At 38.1% G+C, this 16256-nt stretch carries 17 protein-coding genes, 5 tRNA genes and 1 other RNA gene; 2 read left to right on the forward strand and 21 right to left on the reverse strand.

Translation table 11 applies throughout. From position 1 onward, the window contains the following. Positions 1–9 precede the first annotated feature (9 nt). Positions 10–231, reverse strand: a complete 222-nt coding sequence (locus JJQ93_RS06415) for a NifU family protein (RefSeq protein ID WP_013787627.1) — start codon at positions 229–231, stop codon at positions 10–12. 170 nt (positions 232–401) lie between these two features. On the opposite strand from JJQ93_RS06415, the gene namA reads away from it, so the two are divergent. Beyond that, the gene (namA, locus tag JJQ93_RS06420; RefSeq protein WP_274894072.1) at positions 402–1424 is read left to right on the forward strand and encodes an NADPH dehydrogenase NamA; all 1023 of its coding nucleotides are present in this window, start codon (positions 402–404) and stop codon (positions 1422–1424) included. Here the strand turns inward: namA and JJQ93_RS06425 are convergent. The 8 genes from JJQ93_RS06425 to JJQ93_RS06460 form a co-directional block, all read right to left on the reverse strand. After that, positions 1421–2224 (reverse strand): TPM domain-containing protein, encoded by an 804-nt coding sequence (locus JJQ93_RS06425; protein ID WP_274893153.1) that lies wholly within the window; start codon positions 2222–2224, stop codon positions 1421–1423. The genes namA and JJQ93_RS06425 overlap by 4 nt on opposite strands. 12 nt (positions 2225–2236) lie before the next feature. Beyond that, on the reverse strand, positions 2237–2806 hold the full coding sequence (locus tag JJQ93_RS06430) for a LemA family protein (protein WP_013787624.1): 570 nt from the start codon (positions 2804–2806) through the stop codon (positions 2237–2239). After that, positions 2803–3309: a GAF domain-containing protein gene (locus JJQ93_RS06435; protein WP_274893155.1), complete on the reverse strand. Its 507-nt coding sequence runs from the start codon at positions 3307–3309 to the stop codon at positions 2803–2805. Before JJQ93_RS06435 ends, JJQ93_RS06430 begins: the two co-directional genes overlap by 4 nt. A gap of 52 nt (positions 3310–3361) precedes the next feature. Then, positions 3362–4138: a prolipoprotein diacylglyceryl transferase gene (locus tag JJQ93_RS06440; RefSeq protein ID WP_085111541.1), complete on the reverse strand. Its 777-nt coding sequence runs from the start codon at positions 4136–4138 to the stop codon at positions 3362–3364. Between the two features lie 123 nt (positions 4139–4261). Continuing rightward, positions 4262–5305 carry a glycosyl hydrolase family 18 protein gene (locus JJQ93_RS06445; RefSeq protein ID WP_464852159.1) on the reverse strand — a complete coding sequence of 348 codons (1044 nt, stop codon included), beginning with the start codon at positions 5303–5305 and terminating at the stop codon, positions 4262–4264. Positions 5306–5410: 105 nt separating this feature from the next. Then, positions 5411–6328, reverse strand: coding sequence for a ComEC/Rec2 family competence protein (locus JJQ93_RS06450; RefSeq protein WP_274893157.1), 918 nt, complete (start codon positions 6326–6328; stop codon positions 5411–5413). A gap of 11 nt (positions 6329–6339) precedes the next feature. Next, positions 6340–6549, reverse strand: a complete 210-nt coding sequence (locus JJQ93_RS06455) for a DUF3006 domain-containing protein (protein WP_085111544.1) — start codon at positions 6547–6549, stop codon at positions 6340–6342. Positions 6550–6688: 139 nt separating this feature from the next. Continuing rightward, a tRNA-Ala gene (locus JJQ93_RS06460) sits at positions 6689–6760 on the reverse strand. Between the two features lie 129 nt (positions 6761–6889). On the opposite strand from JJQ93_RS06460, the gene JJQ93_RS06465 reads away from it, so the two are divergent. Further along, positions 6890–7516 (forward strand): SGNH/GDSL hydrolase family protein, encoded by a 627-nt coding sequence (locus JJQ93_RS06465; protein WP_085111545.1) that lies wholly within the window; start codon positions 6890–6892, stop codon positions 7514–7516. A 70-nt stretch (positions 7517–7586) separates the two neighbouring features. Here JJQ93_RS06465 and JJQ93_RS06470 read toward each other — a convergent pair. From JJQ93_RS06470 to dnaG, 12 genes are all read right to left on the reverse strand, one after another. After that, positions 7587–7663 (reverse strand) — tRNA-Val (locus tag JJQ93_RS06470). A gap of 38 nt (positions 7664–7701) precedes the next feature. Beyond that, positions 7702–7778, reverse strand: a tRNA-Val gene (locus JJQ93_RS06475). 55 nt (positions 7779–7833) lie between these two features. Then, entirely contained in the window at positions 7834–8790 is a 957-nt protein-coding gene (gene manA / locus JJQ93_RS06480; RefSeq protein ID WP_274893158.1) for a mannose-6-phosphate isomerase, class I, read from the reverse strand. An 18-nt stretch (positions 8791–8808) separates the two neighbouring features. Then, positions 8809–9510, reverse strand: a complete 702-nt coding sequence (deoD, locus tag JJQ93_RS06485; RefSeq protein WP_274893159.1) for a purine-nucleoside phosphorylase — start codon at positions 9508–9510, stop codon at positions 8809–8811. Between the two features lie 69 nt (positions 9511–9579). Further along, positions 9580–10689 carry a tRNA 2-thiouridine(34) synthase MnmA gene (gene mnmA / locus JJQ93_RS06490; RefSeq protein WP_274893160.1) on the reverse strand — a complete coding sequence of 370 codons (1110 nt, stop codon included), beginning with the start codon at positions 10687–10689 and terminating at the stop codon, positions 9580–9582. A gap of 76 nt (positions 10690–10765) precedes the next feature. Further along, positions 10766–11143: RNase P RNA component class A (rnpB, locus tag JJQ93_RS06495), an RNA gene on the reverse strand. Between the two features lie 63 nt (positions 11144–11206). Next, positions 11207–12322 (reverse strand): Nif3-like dinuclear metal center hexameric protein, encoded by a 1116-nt coding sequence (locus JJQ93_RS06500; protein ID WP_274893161.1) that lies wholly within the window; start codon positions 12320–12322, stop codon positions 11207–11209. Further along, positions 12285–12995 (reverse strand): tRNA (adenine(22)-N(1))-methyltransferase, encoded by a 711-nt coding sequence (locus JJQ93_RS06505; protein WP_274893162.1) that lies wholly within the window; start codon positions 12993–12995, stop codon positions 12285–12287. Before JJQ93_RS06505 ends, JJQ93_RS06500 begins: the two co-directional genes overlap by 38 nt. A gap of 55 nt (positions 12996–13050) precedes the next feature. Further along, a tRNA-Ile gene (locus tag JJQ93_RS06510) sits at positions 13051–13126 on the reverse strand. Positions 13127–13132: 6 nt separating this feature from the next. Next, positions 13133–13207, reverse strand: a tRNA-Asn gene (locus JJQ93_RS06515). Between the two features lie 45 nt (positions 13208–13252). Beyond that, positions 13253–14326, reverse strand: a complete 1074-nt coding sequence (rpoD, locus tag JJQ93_RS06520) for an RNA polymerase sigma factor RpoD (protein WP_014759306.1) — start codon at positions 14324–14326, stop codon at positions 13253–13255. 31 nt (positions 14327–14357) lie between these two features. Continuing rightward, positions 14358–16154 carry a DNA primase gene (gene dnaG / locus JJQ93_RS06525; RefSeq protein ID WP_274893163.1) on the reverse strand — a complete coding sequence of 599 codons (1797 nt, stop codon included), beginning with the start codon at positions 16152–16154 and terminating at the stop codon, positions 14358–14360. Between the last annotated feature and the right edge of the window lie 102 nt (positions 16155–16256).

Raw genomic sequence — 16256 nt, forward strand, 5'->3', positions numbered from 1 at the left:
TTTTTATCTTTAAAGAGCAACAACTTCCTTTACTTCAGGTATTTCTTCCTTTATTGCTCTCTCTATTCCTTCTTTCAATGTCATTACTGCAAATGGACAGCCGCCGCAAGCACCTGTAAGCCTTACCTGAACTACGCCATCGTCAGTAACGTCGACGAGTTCTACATCTCCGCCATCTGCTTGAAGAGAAGGTCTTAAAAGCTTTAAAACTTCTTCTACTCTTTCTCTCACGTTACGCCCTCCTTTTTAAAATCTACAACATATATTATAACACGAATTGCGGAAAATAGAAATAAAACAATCTTAATGAATACGTTTTTGCATATAAAATAACTTTTTATTTAATAATTTTTATTTTTGTAGCTTAAGTGGTAATATATATTTTGAAAGGAGATGTTTTTATGTTGTTTACACCCATAAAAATAAAAGACATTACTATAAAAAACAGGATTATGATGTCTCCAATGTGTCAGTATTCCGCTGACAAAGATGGACTTGCAAACAGTTGGCACTTTGTTCACTACTTAAGCAGAGCCGTCGGCGGTGTAGGGTTAATAATGGTTGAAGCAACGGCAGTAGAAAGTCGAGGGCGAATAACTGATCGCGATCTTGGCATCTGGAACGACCAACAGGTAGAACCACTCAAAAGAATTGTTGATGAGTGCAAAAAATACGGTGTTACAATGGGAATACAATTAGCCCATGCTGGAAGAAAATCAGAAGTGGCAGATGAAACGCCTGTTGCGCCTTCAGCAATAAACTGGAGCGATGATTATAAATTGCCACATGAACTCACAAAAGAAGAAATAAAGGCTATCGTAGAAAAGTTTAAAGATGCAGCAGTAAGAGCCTTGAATGCTGGTTTTGATGTCATTGAAATACATGCGGCACACGGTTATTTGCTACACGAATTTCTGTCGCCCCTGTCAAACAAGAGAAATGACGAATACGGCGGTGATGTCACTAACAGAGTGAGAATGCTTAAAGAAGTCATAGAAGCTGTAAAAAAAGTATGGCCAGAAAATAAACCTATATTTGTAAGAGTTTCATCCGACGATTACATTGAAGGCGGCATCGACATTGACGAAATGATAAAAATTTTATCATACATAAAGCCTTTAGGCGTAGACGTGATAGATGCAAGCAGCGGTGGACTTCTAAATGCGAAAATCGATCTTTATCCTGGCTATCAAGTCAAATACTCTGAAAAAATAAAAAGCCAGCTTGGTTTTAAAACAGCGGCAGTAGGCTTAATAACAAAAGCTGAAATGGCTGAACAAATCCTCAAAGACGGAAAAGCTGATTTAATAGCGTTAGGCCGTGAGCTTCTGAGAAATCCGTATTGGCCACTGTATGCAGCCCACGACCTTAAAGAAGATGTAGAATGGCCAAAGCAATATGAAAGGGGAAAGTTCAGAGTTTAGCGGCCAGCTCCACCTCCACCGGTGGATCCGCCGCCAAAACTTCCACCTCCTCCGCTGCCAAAGCCTCCTCCGAAGCCACCACCGCCGGTTCCAAATCCGCCAAAGCCACCGAATCCTCCAGGGCCAAACCCGCCAGGACCACGCCACCACCATCCACGTATATTAGAAAAAATGATAAGCAATATTATTAGAGCAATTACAGAAATTATTCCTTCCGCTTTTTTACTGCTACTGTCATTTTGCTGAGTATACTGGCTTTGGTCAACATTTTTTAAATCCACATTGTATTCTTTGGCAACCAATGTGGCTATTGCTTTATATCCTTCTACGATGCCCCCGGAATAATCTTTATCATTCCATTTAGGCAGTACGTAATCGTCCAAAATCCTTCCTGCTACAGAATCTGGAATAGCGCCTTCCAATCCATATCCGACAGATATAAATACTTTGCCGCTTAATCCCTCCAATAGCCTTTTTTTATCTACTAAAAGAAGTACGCCATTATTTTTGTCTTTCTGTCCAATTCCCCAGTTTCTAAATAAGTTTAATGCATAATCTGATATTTGATAGTCTCCTATATCGTCAACCGTCACTACGATGATCTGAGCACCAGTTAAGTTTTCTATCTCTTTCCCTATGTTTCTTATTGTATCAATATCGTTTTGGCTCATAAGTTTTGCGTAGTCGTACACATAATCGTACTGGGAAGGCTTAGGAGGAATTGTAGCAGCAAATATTTGACCAAAAATTAGTATAGGAAAAAATATCAGCAAAAATAATGTTTTAGCATATTTTAACACCACATAACCTCCCTATTTCGAAAAATCGACTTTTGGAACTTCTGATGCTGATGCTTGTGCTTTAAAATACTGTTTCTCCGTAAATCCAAACATCCTTGCTATGATGACGTTAGGAAACTGCCTTATGCTGGTGTTATACTGTTGAACAGCATTGTTGTAATCCATTCTGGCAACAGCGATCCTATTTTCTGTACCTGCCAATTCATCGCTTAACTGCCTGAAATTTTGATCGGCTTTTAAGTTAGGATAGTTTTCTGATATGGCCAGAAGCCTTCCTAAAGCTGTTCCAAGCTCATCATTGGCGTTGGCTTTTTCTTGAACCGTATTTGCAGCAAGAAGCTTCTCTCTGGCTTTATTTACGCTATCAAACACAGACTGTTCATGAGCAGCATAACCTTTTACAGTCTCAACGAGATTAGGAATCAAATCAGCCCTCCTTTGTAGCTGATTTTCTATTTGACTCCACTTGCTATTTACATTTTCCTGCTGACTTACAAGCCCGTTATAACTTGAAAAAAAGTAAACAACTATTAATAGCACTACTGCTGCTACTGATATCAACACAACAGAAGATCTTTTCATGTTGTCTCTCCTTTCTCTGTTTTCTCTGATATTATATGATCATTTTTTATTTTTTTGCTGACTATTTCTGCCACAGCTTCTAAAAATGCTCTATCATCATCGTCAAAAGCCGCTTTTTCATCGCTGTCTATGTCAATTTCGCCGATTATTTCATCACCAATTCTTATAGGCACTACTATCTCAGACTTTGTCTCAATGCTACAAGCCAAGTAATTGTCCTCTTTTGTCACATCGTCAACGACAATTGTAGCATTTTCAGCCACAGCTCTGCCACATATACCTTGACCAACGTTTATCTTCACATGTTCTGTGGGCCTTCCTATGTATGGACCAAGTTTTAACATTCCATCTTCCATGAAATAAAAACCTGTCCAATTGTAGTAAGACAAATTGCTGTCCAATATTTTCACAACCTCATGGTAAAAATAGTTTAAATCATCTATCTCACTTGATGATTTCTCTATCATCGAAAGCAATCTTTTAAATAATTCTTTTTTCTCCATCACAATCTCCCTCTCTCATTTTTCATTATATAAAAAACCCGCGTAAAGCAGGTCAATAATTTACTTTCTTATTTTCTGGATCATTTAATACACGCCTCATCATCCAATATGCCAATATAAGTATGAAAGGAGTTGCAATCTGCGTCAAAGTAAAAAATCCAATTCCAAGGTGCTTATTCAGATAAACTGGCCAAAACAGTGGATTGTCCCTTACAGTTTCTTCAATAAGCCCTCTCATAAGCTGATAATAAAATATAAAAGACCAAAACTGATACCCGTACGGCATGTGCTTTCTCTCGATGTAGAAATAACGTATTAAAAGAATAAGTCCCATTGCTACACCAACTAATTGTGCAGGCCATCTTCCAAAAGCAAAGTCAGTCTGCCTTCCCAAAACCTCTTGGTTAAATATATTTCCTATTCTTACAAGCATATTCCCTATAGCCAATCCTATGACAGCATAATCTTCCAATGGATTTATCTTGACGTTTTTCTTACGGCAGTAATAAAGGCCTGCAAGAAATCCTCCCAATACAGCTCCATGCCATGATAGTCCACCTTGATAAATCTTAAGAATCTGTATCGGATCTTTGTAAAACCAATCAATGTCATTCGCCAATACAAACATCAATCTTGCTCCTACTATTCCGGATATGACCACAATCATCAAAAGATTTAACAAGAAATCTTCATCGTAGTTAAGCTCTTTCGACCTAACGTACAAGTAATATGCACCAGCAGCTATAGATAAAGCCATAAAAATTCCGTACCAATGTACAGCAATCGGTCCAATTTTAAATGCATACGGGCTAATAGATGGTATATACATAACTAACCTCCAATATATGTTTATTTGTCATGATTTGATTATATTATTCTTTTAACAGTAAGTCAACGTTTTATTGAATTTACAGATGAATCAAAAACCACCCGCTATGCGAGTGGCTACTACTTACTTTGCTCCAATCTTTTTGGCTATAACCTGCCAAAATGATGGTGTTTCAAAACCTATTCTCCATATGCAAATGCCATGAATGCCGTATTTTTTCGCTATATCTATTTTCTCAGCCATCGTCGTAGAATTTTCAAACCATACCTGCCTTGTGGCGCCATATGTGCTGTCATAGTACGTGTAGTATGGCTCTTGATACGTATTGCTCCACTGTACTGTCACGCCTTTCTGCTGAGCATTCTGAAGTATCGTCTTTGTTGGAGCAGAAAAACCACCTGACTTATTTGCAGGCCAATCGTATCCATACGTCGCAACACCAAGGCAAATCTGACTTGGTTTAAAGCCTTCTTTTAATGCATCCTTCACATTGTTCTCAACCCACTGCTCCGGTGATACTGGTCCCGGTGGCGATGAAGCATTATGCCTGTCGTAAGTCATCAATGTCACATGATCAACTAATGGCGCCAATTTGTGATAATCGTAAATTCCCGATATATCAGGTGAAACCTGATAATGAGGAATCACAGACATATCTAAGATTTTACCCTCTCTTTTCATCATCGTCCTAAAAGTACCCATAAATGCCGTAAGGTAGTCTTTATCCTTAACATAATTTTTTGTGCCATGTGGGATAAACTCAAAGTCTATGTTGTATCCGTCAAATCCATGTTTTTTAAGAAGACTTATAAGCTCATTCATAGTCTCAGTCTTCACTTTAGAATCAAGCAAAACCGAATCCTTGCTGTCAGCCACGTTTACAAGCGGTACAACTTTTAAACCATTTTTCTTTGCGAAGTTTAAAGCTTGCGGATTTGTTGAATCTTTAACAGATCCATCTCCTTGCACAGTAAGCCACAGTGGCGAAACCGTGTCCATATACTTCGCGTATTTTACAAGCGAATTGTATGAGTTGTCGTACCCAGGTGAATCAACATAAAATCCAACAACATTTAAACTTCTCTTGGATGTGACTGGCTTTTTAACTGAGCTTTTGCATCCTGCCAATGATACAGTTGCAAGCATCATAACAAAAGTCAACATCATCGCAATATATTTTTTATATTTTTTCATGAGATATAACCTCCTCATAATTCTTTCTGGTTATATCTTTTCATGAAATCTACTTATTTATGTAACAAAAATCCGCTTTTAGTTTTTTTGTCCCGGCGTGTAATCGCCTGGTTTAACATTAAACGAAATACTTTGCCCATTGCTTAAAGCAATTATTGTCCCACATTCGTCTGTCCTATAGACCGGTATGTTTCTGGCTTTAAGTTTTTTTAATGTAGAACTGTGGGGATGTCCGTAGTCATTGCCTTTTCCACAGGAGATTACAGCGTATTTAGGACTGACATCATCTAAAAAGCTCGCAGTAGTTGATGTTGAGCTTCCATGATGACCAACTTTAAGTACATCCGATTTCAAATCATACCCCTTTTCAATCATTTCCATCTCCGATTCAGCACCAGCATCGCCAGTAAACAAAAACGATGTGTTTTTATAAGCAAGTTTTATCACTGCACTGTATTCGTTAAGATCGTCGTATTTAGAGCTATTTGGCGCTATCATTTCAGCGCTGACAGAAGGACCAAGGTCCAAAGTCACTCCTGCTTTTGCCACATCTATCTTCAATCCCTTATTTTTCGCTGCGTTTAATACATATTCAAATGTCTTCGTGTTTGTAGTTACTCTGGGCATGTAAAACTTCCCTATTTCAAAGCTTTCTATTACTCTATCCATTCCACCAATGTGATCTTCGTGTGGGTGTGTTCCAACTAATATATCGATTTTTGTTACACCTAAACTTTTTATGTAGTCGACGACCTTTTTCCCCATTTCTGGTACACCAGCATCGATTAGCATTGTCTTATTGTCAGGTGTCTTAATAAAAATGCTATCGCCCTGTCCCACATCGATAAAATACACTTTAAGTAAGCCATCTGTAGATTTCACTGTAGAATTCTGAATTTCGCCTTGTTTCTGATTGAAATTTGTGGTGTCAGAACATCCAACCAAAGAAAAAACTAAAACAAATATCAAACCAAAAATTGCTATTTTTTTAAACATGATGCACCTCCCTACTCTCTAAAAAGTTCATCTGCCAGCCTTTTTATTTTCTGGCTTCGCTTAAGCGTTTCTTCACTGTCAATGTATACATCAAACTTTATTACATCGCCTTCTTTTAAATCTTTCGGTAAAAGAGTACGAGGAAAATTAAATGTAATACGCCCAAACTCAATTACAGCGTAATCACCTTCGAATCTGTCTATTATGCACATTTCATTCATAATCATCCCTCCCAAATTATTATATCATGGGAACATTTTATTCCATTCACTAAAATGAAAAAAATAAAAAGATATGGCATCAATCGGCATAAAAAAGGGGGTTGGACTTAAGTTAAATGTCCAATCCCTTTTTTCTAAGTGGAGATGAAGGGATTTGAACCCTCGACTCCCACAATGCGAATGTGGTACTCTCCCGCTGAGTTACATCCCCATCGAAAATAATTATATCATAAGATGGCGATGATTTCTACTTTTTTGTCAAAAAGTTGAAATCATCGCCTAAAATGTGATAACATAGTTTACGATATCATATCGTCAATTTTAATAGAGGTGATTTAATATGTTATTAAAAGATGGTGATGTAGTCTTATTTCAAGGCGACAGTGTAACAGATGCTGGTAGAAATCGAGAAAACCCTGACGATTTGGGATTTGGGTACCCCAATATCATTGCATCAATGTTTTACGCATTACATCCTGAGTTAAACGTAAAATTCTTAAATAGAGGCATAAGTGGAAACAGGGTTAGAGATCTCAAAGAACGCTGGCAAAATGACTGTATAGATTTAAAGCCGACTGTTGTGTCGATACTCATTGGGATAAATGATACATGGAGAAATTACGACAACAACGACTACACATCACCGAAAAAATTCGAAGAAGATTATAGATACATACTTGAAAAGACAAGAGAAAATCTTGACGCAAAAATCATCATCATGGAGCCTTTTGTCCTTCCAGTCCCTGAAGACAGAAGAGAATGGAGAGTGGACTTAGATCCAAAAATCCATGTGGTCAGAAATCTGTCAAGGGAATTTGGAGCATATTTCATCCCGCTGGATGGCATCATGGCAAAATATTCAACCGCAAAAGATCCAGCTTTTTGGGCTTCAGATGGTGTGCATCCCACAAATGCGGGGCATGCCCTCATTGCTAAAGAATGGCTTAATTTAATCAATGCTTTCTAATCTTCAAGCCGCCTTTTAGAGGCGGTTTTTTGCAAAATAAAAACAGCTTTTTAAGCTGCATATTTCAGATTGGTGGGGTTAACAGGATTCGAACCTGTGGCCTCTACGATGTGAGCGTAGCGCTCTAACCGGCTGGGCTATAACCCCACTTAAAAATCCATATTTAAATTTTAAATTAGTTAAAATGGTGGGGTTAACAGGGCTCGAACCTGTGACCTCTACGATGTCAACGTAGCGCTCTAACCAGCTGGGCTATAACCCCACTCGCCTCACATGTTTAGTATATTATATTTTTACCTCTATGTCAACATCACTTTCTACACGTAAGACCTTATAAGTTTGCAATTGCCAGTAATGGTGTATTTGCCAATTGACGCAGGTATCAAAAGCGATTCACCGCTTTTCAAATCGGCTTCTCCATCTTCGTAAATTATCTTTCCTTCGCCTTCTACCATCACCAACGTATTAAAAATGCCGTTAGTCTCTATATTGACCGTTGAGTCAACATAGATTACATCCGTTTTAAAGTATTTTGACTGAACGACATTGGCGATGCTTCCCCCATCTACCTTTTTATATTTAGGAACTATTTTATCGCTTTTTAAATTAAAATCAATCACGTCTAAAGCTTTATCAATGTGAAGCTCTCTTTTGTTTCCATTGTCATCTACTCTATTGTAATCATAAACTCTGTAAGTTAAATCCGAATTCTGCTGTATTTCGCAGATTAATATGCCTTCTCCGATGGCGTGTACCATCCCTGAAGGTATGTACACTACATCTCCTGGCTTTACCTCTATCTCATTGAGACATTCTTCAAGTCTTTCCTTTTCAAGCAATGACTTAAATTGTTCCTTCGTCGTGCCTTCTTTTAAACCACAGATAAGTTTGGCACCAGGCTTTGCATCGATTATATACCACATTTCTGTCTTGCCTATATCGCCATTTTCATGATGATAAGCGTAATCATCATCTGGATGCACTTGAACAGATAATTTATCATTGGCATCTATTATCTTTATAAGCAATGGAAATCTATCGTACGATTTGCCTTCTCCATAAAGCTCGTCTCCATGCTTATTTGCAAGTTCGCTTAATTTAACTCCATCGTAAATACCGCCATCTACTTCACTTACAGCAGTTGTATTGTCAGAAATGCACCAAAGCTCACCTATCTTTTTGCCGTAAGGCCCATTAAAGCCGTACTTTGTCTTCAAGGCATCTCCGCCCCATATCCTTTCCATAAATATGGGTTTAAACTTTAGTGGTTGCATTCTCATCACTCCCACATATTATTCAGCGATATTTAGAGCAATTTCTATCATATCGTTAAATGTCTTCTGCCTTTCTTCTGCAGATGTAGCATGACCTGTAACTAAACTATCGCTTACTGTCAATATGGTAAGAGCATCTACTCCATACTTAGCAGCTAAAGTATAAAGACCTGCCGTTTCCATCTCAACTGCTAAAACGCCAAACTTGGCCCATAATTTCCAGCTATCTTTATCATCGTTGTAAAATGTATCTGATGAAAGTATATTGCCTACTTTTACATTGATGCCTTTCTCCAAAGCCGCATCATAAGCTTTTTTCAAAAGCTTAAAGCTGGCTGTAGGAGCATAGTCCATGCCATTAAACCTGATCTTATTTATGGCAGAATCTGTCGATGACGCCATTGCCAATATTACGTCTCTTATGTTTATATCTTCTTGCATAGAGCCGCATGTACCTATCCTTATGAGATTTTTTACGTTGTAGCTTTGGATAAGCTCGTTTACATATATGGATATAGATGGTATACCCATCCCTGTTCCCTGAACAGATACTCTTTTGCCTTTGTAATTGCCAGTAAATCCGTACATTCCGCGGACTTCATTGTAACAAATTACATCAGTTAAAAAATTGTCTGCAATGTACTTAGCCCTAAGTGGATCTCCAGGCAATAATACTGTACTTGCAACTTCTCCATCTTTTGCACCTATGTGAATACTCAAATTATCCATCTCCTTTTAATATTTTACAATTATATAATATCAAAAATGATGTAAACCTTCAATCGCTTTCTATATCAAGGCTTTTTTATCTTTATATACGGTTTCTATCACACCGCCTCCAAGACAGTATTCACCATCGTAAAAGACGACAAATTGACCTGGTGTAACAGCTCTTTGCGGTTTATCAAACACAACTAAATAGCCATCATCTTTATTAAAGACCATCACGTCTTGGTCAGGTTGCCTGTACCTGAATTTTGCTTTGCACCTAAGTTCATCAAAGCTTATGTCTCCGTCTATCCAATTTACATCCTTCGTAAACAAGCCGTACGAATACAATGCAGGATTTTTCTCGCCTTGTGCAACATAAAGTATATTGTTTTCAACATCCTTGTCAACCACAAACCAAGGCTCTCCTGTGCCTACACCACCTATGCCGATGCCTCTTCTCTGTCCTAATGTGTAAAACATAAGCCCATCATGACGTCCCAATACACGCCCCGACAGATCCCTTATTTCTCCCGGCTTCGCAGGCAAAAACTGGTTTAAAAATTCTTTAAACTTCCTCTCTCCGATAAAGCAAATACCTGTACTGTCTTTTTTATCAGCCGTCTTCAGACCTGCCTTTCGTGCTATCTCCCGCACTTCCGATTTATCAAGGTGTCCTATTGGAAACATCGTCTTTGACAACTGCTTCTGCCCAAGCTCACATAAAAAATACGTCTGATCTTTGTTTTTGTCTACACCTTTTAGCATCCTATAGTGCCCACCTGTATGCTCTATCCTTGCATAGTGGCCTGTTGCAATATAATCTGCTCCAATTTTCATCGAAAACTCCAAAAAAGCCTTAAACTTTATCTCTTTGTTGCACATTACGTCTGGATTGGGTGTTCTACCGCTTTTGTATTCATTTAAGAAATACTGAAAAACTCTGTCCCAATATTCTTTTGTAAAGTTTATCGAATAGTAAGGAATACCTATTTTATCGCAAACCCTCACAACATCTTCATAATCCTCTGCTGCCGTACAGTACCCCGAGTCGTCTTCTTCATCCCAATTTTTCATAAATATGCCTATCACATCGTATCCCTGTTCTTTAAGAAGCAGTGCAGACACAGAGGAATCTACTCCTCCAGACATCCCCACTACAACTTTTACGTTTCGATTCTCATAAGCCATTTAAAATTACAACCTCTCTCATAAAAAAATTATTTAAAAAAACTCAATGCCACATGACATTGAGTTTTTACCTTTTAATACGAGCAAGTCTATAAGCCGAGTTCTGTTTTAGATGGTCATCTATCTACGATATCAGTTGCCTGATACCTCCAGCGGTTTTACCCGAGGGTCAAGCGGGCCACTTGTATTTCCCTCCTATTCTACCTTGCTCCAGGTGGGGTTTACAGAGCATTCCAGTCGCCTGGATGCTGGTGAGCTCTTACCTCGCCTTTCCACCCTTACCCACCACCAATCCGCTATTAATAAAAGCATTATTATTGACGAATTAGTGATAGGCGGTATATCTCTGTTGCACTTTCCTTGGAGTCACCTCCACCGGGTATTACCCGGCACCTTGCCCTGTGGAGCTCGGACTTTCCTCGTACATAATGTACGCGACCATCTGGCTTACTCGTAAGTATTACTCTCCAGATATAGAATGATACCACTATTAAATAAGTTTGTCAAATGGCAATTATTACATGAATATAAACGGATCAGCCTGTACCTCGCTGGTAATGACATTTAAGTCTACATCCATTTTTTGCGCTTCATCTCTTATGTATTCAGCGATGAAATTTACAGAAATCTTTTCTGTGCCAAAATGACCCGCATCTATTACAGCCAGTCCAAGATGTCTTGCATCTACTGCATCATGATAACCAACATCGCCTGTTATCAAAACATCGGCACCTTTAAAAGCTGAAATGGACACAAGACTTCCTCCACTGCCACCGCACACAGCCACTTTTCTAACTGTCTTGTTTAAATCACCTACGACACGTATGTTTTTTAATCCAAGTTTTGCTTTTACATCATTTGCAAGGTTGCCTAATGTAGTGTCTTTTATGAAACCAACTCTCCCGATTCCATATTCGTCGTAAAATGTATCAACTGGGTATATGTCATAAGCTACCTCTTCGTATGGATGAACTTTTAACATAGCGCTTATAACCCTATTTACCAATTTATCTGGCGCTATAGTCTCTATTCTAACCTCCTGAGTATTTTCCACTTTTCCTATCTCACCTATAAAAGGATTCGTTCCCTCTAACGGTTTAAAGCTTCCTATGCCCATCGTTTGAAACGTACAATCGCTGTAATTTCCTATGTAGCCTGCACCTGCATTGCACATGGCTGTCTTTACTATCTCCTCATATCCAACCGGAACATATACTACAATTTTCTTATAGCCTTCCTTATATGTAACTTGCAAAATCTCCTCGTCGTATATTCCCAGTATGTTGCAAAGAATATCGTTCATTCCACCTTTCGCAGCATCAAAGTTGGTATGCGCTGAATACACAGGTATGTCTTCTCTTATAAGCATCGTCAAAACTTCGCCTAACGGATTATCAGCACGCAAATTCTTAAGTGGCTTAAATATTACAGGGTGATGCGTTACAATCATGTCGACTTTTTTTGATATGGCTTCTAATACAACTTCTCTTGTAGCATCTAAAGCCACCATGACAGACGACACATCTTTTCTGGGATTTCCCACAAGAAGTCCAACATTATCCCAATCTTCAGCACATTTGTGCGGTGCAAGTTTGTCAATCATTCCTGCTATTGTCTGGCATTTCAGACTCATACAATAACACCTCATATTTTTTTATTTTATTTAAAATATCCTCTTTCAGTAAATCACTTTCATTGCTTTTCGATACTTCATCAAAAATCTTTTTTAGCTTTCCTATCTTATATGATATATAATCTTTAAGCAATGGGTGACGTTTTTGAAAGAGCTTTTCGCCTATTTCATAAAAAATTTCGTCGTGGACATTTCCCTTGCCATGTTCTACAGCAATTATCTCGAAGAACTTTCCTTTCTCAAAAACTAAATCTTCGTCAACAATCAAATACCCATTCTCATAGATGTACCTGCGAAGATGGTCAGATGCCGTCATAGGCTGCAAGATAAATCTCTCTACAGTTGAAGCGATGCTTTTGTCTTTTTCTAAAATATCTGAAATCAAAATGCCACCCATGCCGGCTATTACAGCAGTATCAACTTCATTTGGCCTTAAAACGCTTAATCCATCGCCAAGCCGTACAATTATATTTTCTGACAGATTGTACTTTTTAATAACATCAATTGCTTTATTGAGGGAAGCAGATTTCACATCTGATGCGATTATGTAGTCTGAAATGCCATTTAAGTAAAGGTAAACTGGTATATATCCATGATCTGTACCTATATCAGCAACTTTAGAATGAAGTTTTATCATTTTGACGATAGAATTTAATCTCTGTGACAGCTTCATACTATAAAATAAAAAGCATTTGTAAAATCAAATGCCTATCCTTTCATCAATTATATGGTGGGCCTTCAGGGACTCGAACCCCGGACCAATCGGTTATGAGCCGACCGCTCTACCAACTGAGCTAAAGGCCCTAAATATGGCTCCTCAGGTAGGGCTCGAACCTACAGCCTACCGGTTAACAGCCGGTTGCTCCACCATTGAGCTACTGAGGAATACATTTATTATTATACTACATTTTTAACAGGTGTCAAGCAGTGTCAATCCAAAAAATCTTTTAATTTCTTGCTGCGGCTTGGATGTCTCAATTTTCTCAATGCCTTTGCCTCTATCTGTCTTATTCTCTCTCTTGTGACATTGAATTCTTTGCCTACTTCCTCCAATGTCCTTGCCCTGCCGTCATCCAATCCAAATCTTAGCCTCAACACCTTTTCTTCCCTCGGCGTCAAAGTATCCAATACGTCTATAAGCTGCTCTTTAAGCATCGTAAATGCCGCCGCTTCAGCAGGCGCTGGAGCATCTTCATCTGGTATAAAATCGCCAAGATGGCTATCTTCTTCTTCGCCTATAGGAGTCTCTAACGATACTGGTTCCTGAGCAATCTTCATTATCTCTCTGACCTTGTCAACTGACATGTCCATCTCTTTAGCGATCTCCTCCGGTAGAGGGTCACGTCCCAATTCTTGCAAAAGTTGCCTTGAAACCCTTATAAGCTTATTAATAGTTTCTACCATATGGACAGGAATGCGTATCGTCCTGGCCTGATCGGCTATAGCCCTTGTGATTGCCTGTCTTATCCACCATGTAGCGTATGTGCTAAACTTAAATCCCTTTCTGTAGTTAAACTTTTCTACAGCTTTTAAAAGGCCTAAATTTCCTTCTTGAATCAAATCGAGAAATAACATACCTCTGCCTACATATCTTTTAGCAATGCTTACAACAAGCCTCAAATTTGCTTCCGTAAGCCTTTTTTTAGCTTCCTCATCGCCTTTTTCTATCCTCTTTGCCAACTCTATTTCTTCATCAGGAGATAAAAGAGGTATTTTTCCTATTTCCTTTAAGTACATTCTTACTGGATCGTCAATATTTATCCCTTCAGGAATAGACAGATCCAAATCCAGATCTTCCTCTGGAATTAATTCATCCTGCTGCGGTTCTTCCCCCACGATTTCTATACCCAACTTTTCGAATGTATCATATACTTTCTCTATCTGATCTGCATCCATATCAATATCTTCAAGGGAATTCATTATTTCATTGTACGTCAGCATGCCATTTTTTTTGCCTTTATCAATAAGCTCTTTTATGGAATTTTTTACTTTTTCTTTATTCACGGGTGTCCCCTCCTTTTGGGCAACCTTTTTCTCAGCCATTTTTTAAACTCAGCATCTCCTTTTCATATTTCTGTAATTGTATCAAAAGTTCTCTTTCCTTTTCGACGTCACCAGCATTATATGAATCGTCAATTTCACGTTTAATGCTTGCAATTTTTTTTCGTATGTCATCTTTTATTATCTCTTTTACACAGTCATCCACTATCTTCTCGCTTGCCACTTTCTCGCTATACAGAACGTTGAATATATCATTAAATTCGTCTTTTAAATCAGCATTGTCCAGCATAAAGCTTAGGTCTTTTGCATCCACATGTCCACCATCTTCAAGCCTTTCAAAAATATACGACATCACTGCCTTTAAATGTTCGTCTTCGATGTCATCTACAGAAAGCTTCCCTTTTACCCTGCTATAAAGCTTGTTGTCAATTAAAAGCAGTGCAATCAAGTACTTAAGAGACGGTATCTTTTTTGCTTCACTGTATTTAATATTATGCCTATTATTGCCAACTGTATACCTAATTTTTTTATTATTTTGTAAAAAACCCTTGACAAACTGGTCTATTTCTGCTCTAATAGTGTTTTCAGGTATTTCAGCGTCTTTTGATACGATGGAGATATACACATCTCTCTTTACTTCGTCTTTAACTGTGGCAAGATCCTTGCACACCTTTTTGATGTACTTTATCCTGTCTGATGGCTTTCCTAAATCCAAATCTTGTTTGTACTTCTTTATCTTATACTCTATCAATGTATCTGTCTTTTCAAGAAGCTTTTTAAATGCGTCAAAACCTTCTTTTCTCACATATTCATCAGGGTCCTTGCCATTAGGCACTGTCAATATATTTACATTCAAGTCCAGTTCGTCTAAAAGGTTAAGACCCCTCATTGTGGCCTCAATGCCTGCTTCATCTGCGTCGTATGAAATGACGACAGTGTTTTTGTACTTTTTTATAAGTCTACCTTGCTCTAAAGTCAGCGCGGTACCCAATGATGCGACGACATTGTCAAGCCCACTTTGGTACAATGCAATTGCATCCATATATCCTTCAACGATAATAAACATATCTTCTTTAGATTTTTTGGCGTAATTAATCCCATACAATGTCTTTCCCTTTTTAAAAACAACCGTCTCAGGGGTGTTTAAATACTTTGGCTTTGCATCATCCATGACTCTACCGCCAAATCCTATCACATTGTTTTTCTCATCTATTATGGGAAACATTACCCGATTTTTAAATCTATCGTAATATGAACCAGTGCTGCTTTTTGAAACAAGACCAGCCCTTACAAGTACGTCAATATTGTAATTGCGGCGCTTTAAATACTTAAGCAATTCAAGTCCACTTGACGGAGAAAGCCCCAATCCAAATCTCTTTATCGTAATATCGTCAATGCCCCTATCGTAGAGGTATTTTAATGCAGCCTGTCCAAATTTTGAATAAAGATACATGTGGTAAAACAAAGCAGCTAACCTATTTACTTCATATATTTCATCTTTCAGCTTTTTTTTCTGATACTCTAAACCTGACAAATTTTCTTCTTCAATCTCTATACCAGCTCTATCTGCCAAGAACTCAACGGCCTCCTTAAAACCTACATTTTCAATATTCATTACAAAGGTAATGACATTTCCGCTGGCTTGGCAACCAAAACAATGATAAAGCTGCTTCTCTTGGCTTACATTGAAAGATGGTGTTTTCTCATGATGAAATGGGCACAATCCCTTAAAGTCTTTGCCAGATTTTTTAAGTGAAACATAGCTTGAGACAACATCTACTATATCATTTTCTTCTATTACCCTATCAATTACGTCTTTTGAATAAGACATAAACACCACCTTAATTAATAGTTCGACAAAAAACAGGAAAATCCTCTTTTTAAAAAACAATTATAAAATTTTCATGGAATTAATATATTCGACATAAATTCC

The sequence above is a fragment of the Thermoanaerobacterium sp. R66 genome, assembly GCF_028895185.1.
Taxonomy (GTDB): Bacteria; Bacillota; Thermoanaerobacteria; order Thermoanaerobacterales; family Thermoanaerobacteraceae; genus Thermoanaerobacterium.

Excerpts from the sequence above, each read along its gene's own strand:
- namA (WP_274894072.1), top strand. The coding sequence starts at position 402 with ATGTTGTTTACACCCATAAAAATAAAAGACATTACTATAAAAAACAGG.
- JJQ93_RS06430 (WP_013787624.1), bottom strand. The coding sequence starts at position 2,806 with ATGAAAAGATCTTCTGTTGTGTTGATATCAGTAGCAGCAGTAGTGCTA.
- JJQ93_RS06435 (WP_274893155.1), bottom strand. The coding sequence starts at position 3,309 with ATGGAGAAAAAAGAATTATTTAAAAGATTGCTTTCGATGATAGAGAAA.
- JJQ93_RS06440 (WP_085111541.1), bottom strand. The coding sequence starts at position 4,138 with ATGTATATACCATCTATTAGCCCGTATGCATTTAAAATTGGACCGATT.
- JJQ93_RS06445 (WP_464852159.1), bottom strand. The coding sequence starts at position 5,305 with ATGATGTTGACTTTTGTTATGATGCTTGCAACTGTATCATTGGCAGGA.
- JJQ93_RS06450 (WP_274893157.1), bottom strand. The coding sequence starts at position 6,328 with ATGTTTAAAAAAATAGCAATTTTTGGTTTGATATTTGTTTTAGTTTTT.
- JJQ93_RS06455 (WP_085111544.1), bottom strand. The coding sequence starts at position 6,549 with ATGAATGAAATGTGCATAATAGACAGATTCGAAGGTGATTACGCTGTA.
- JJQ93_RS06465 (WP_085111545.1), top strand. The coding sequence starts at position 6,890 with ATGTTATTAAAAGATGGTGATGTAGTCTTATTTCAAGGCGACAGTGTA.
- manA (WP_274893158.1), bottom strand. The coding sequence starts at position 8,790 with ATGCAACCACTAAAGTTTAAACCCATATTTATGGAAAGGATATGGGGC.
- mnmA (WP_274893160.1), bottom strand. The coding sequence starts at position 10,689 with ATGGCTTATGAGAATCGAAACGTAAAAGTTGTAGTGGGGATGTCTGGA.
- JJQ93_RS06500 (WP_274893161.1), bottom strand. The coding sequence starts at position 12,322 with ATGAGTCTGAAATGCCAGACAATAGCAGGAATGATTGACAAACTTGCA.
- JJQ93_RS06505 (WP_274893162.1), bottom strand. The coding sequence starts at position 12,995 with ATGAAGCTGTCACAGAGATTAAATTCTATCGTCAAAATGATAAAACTT.
- dnaG (WP_274893163.1), bottom strand. The coding sequence starts at position 16,154 with ATGTCTTATTCAAAAGACGTAATTGATAGGGTAATAGAAGAAAATGAT.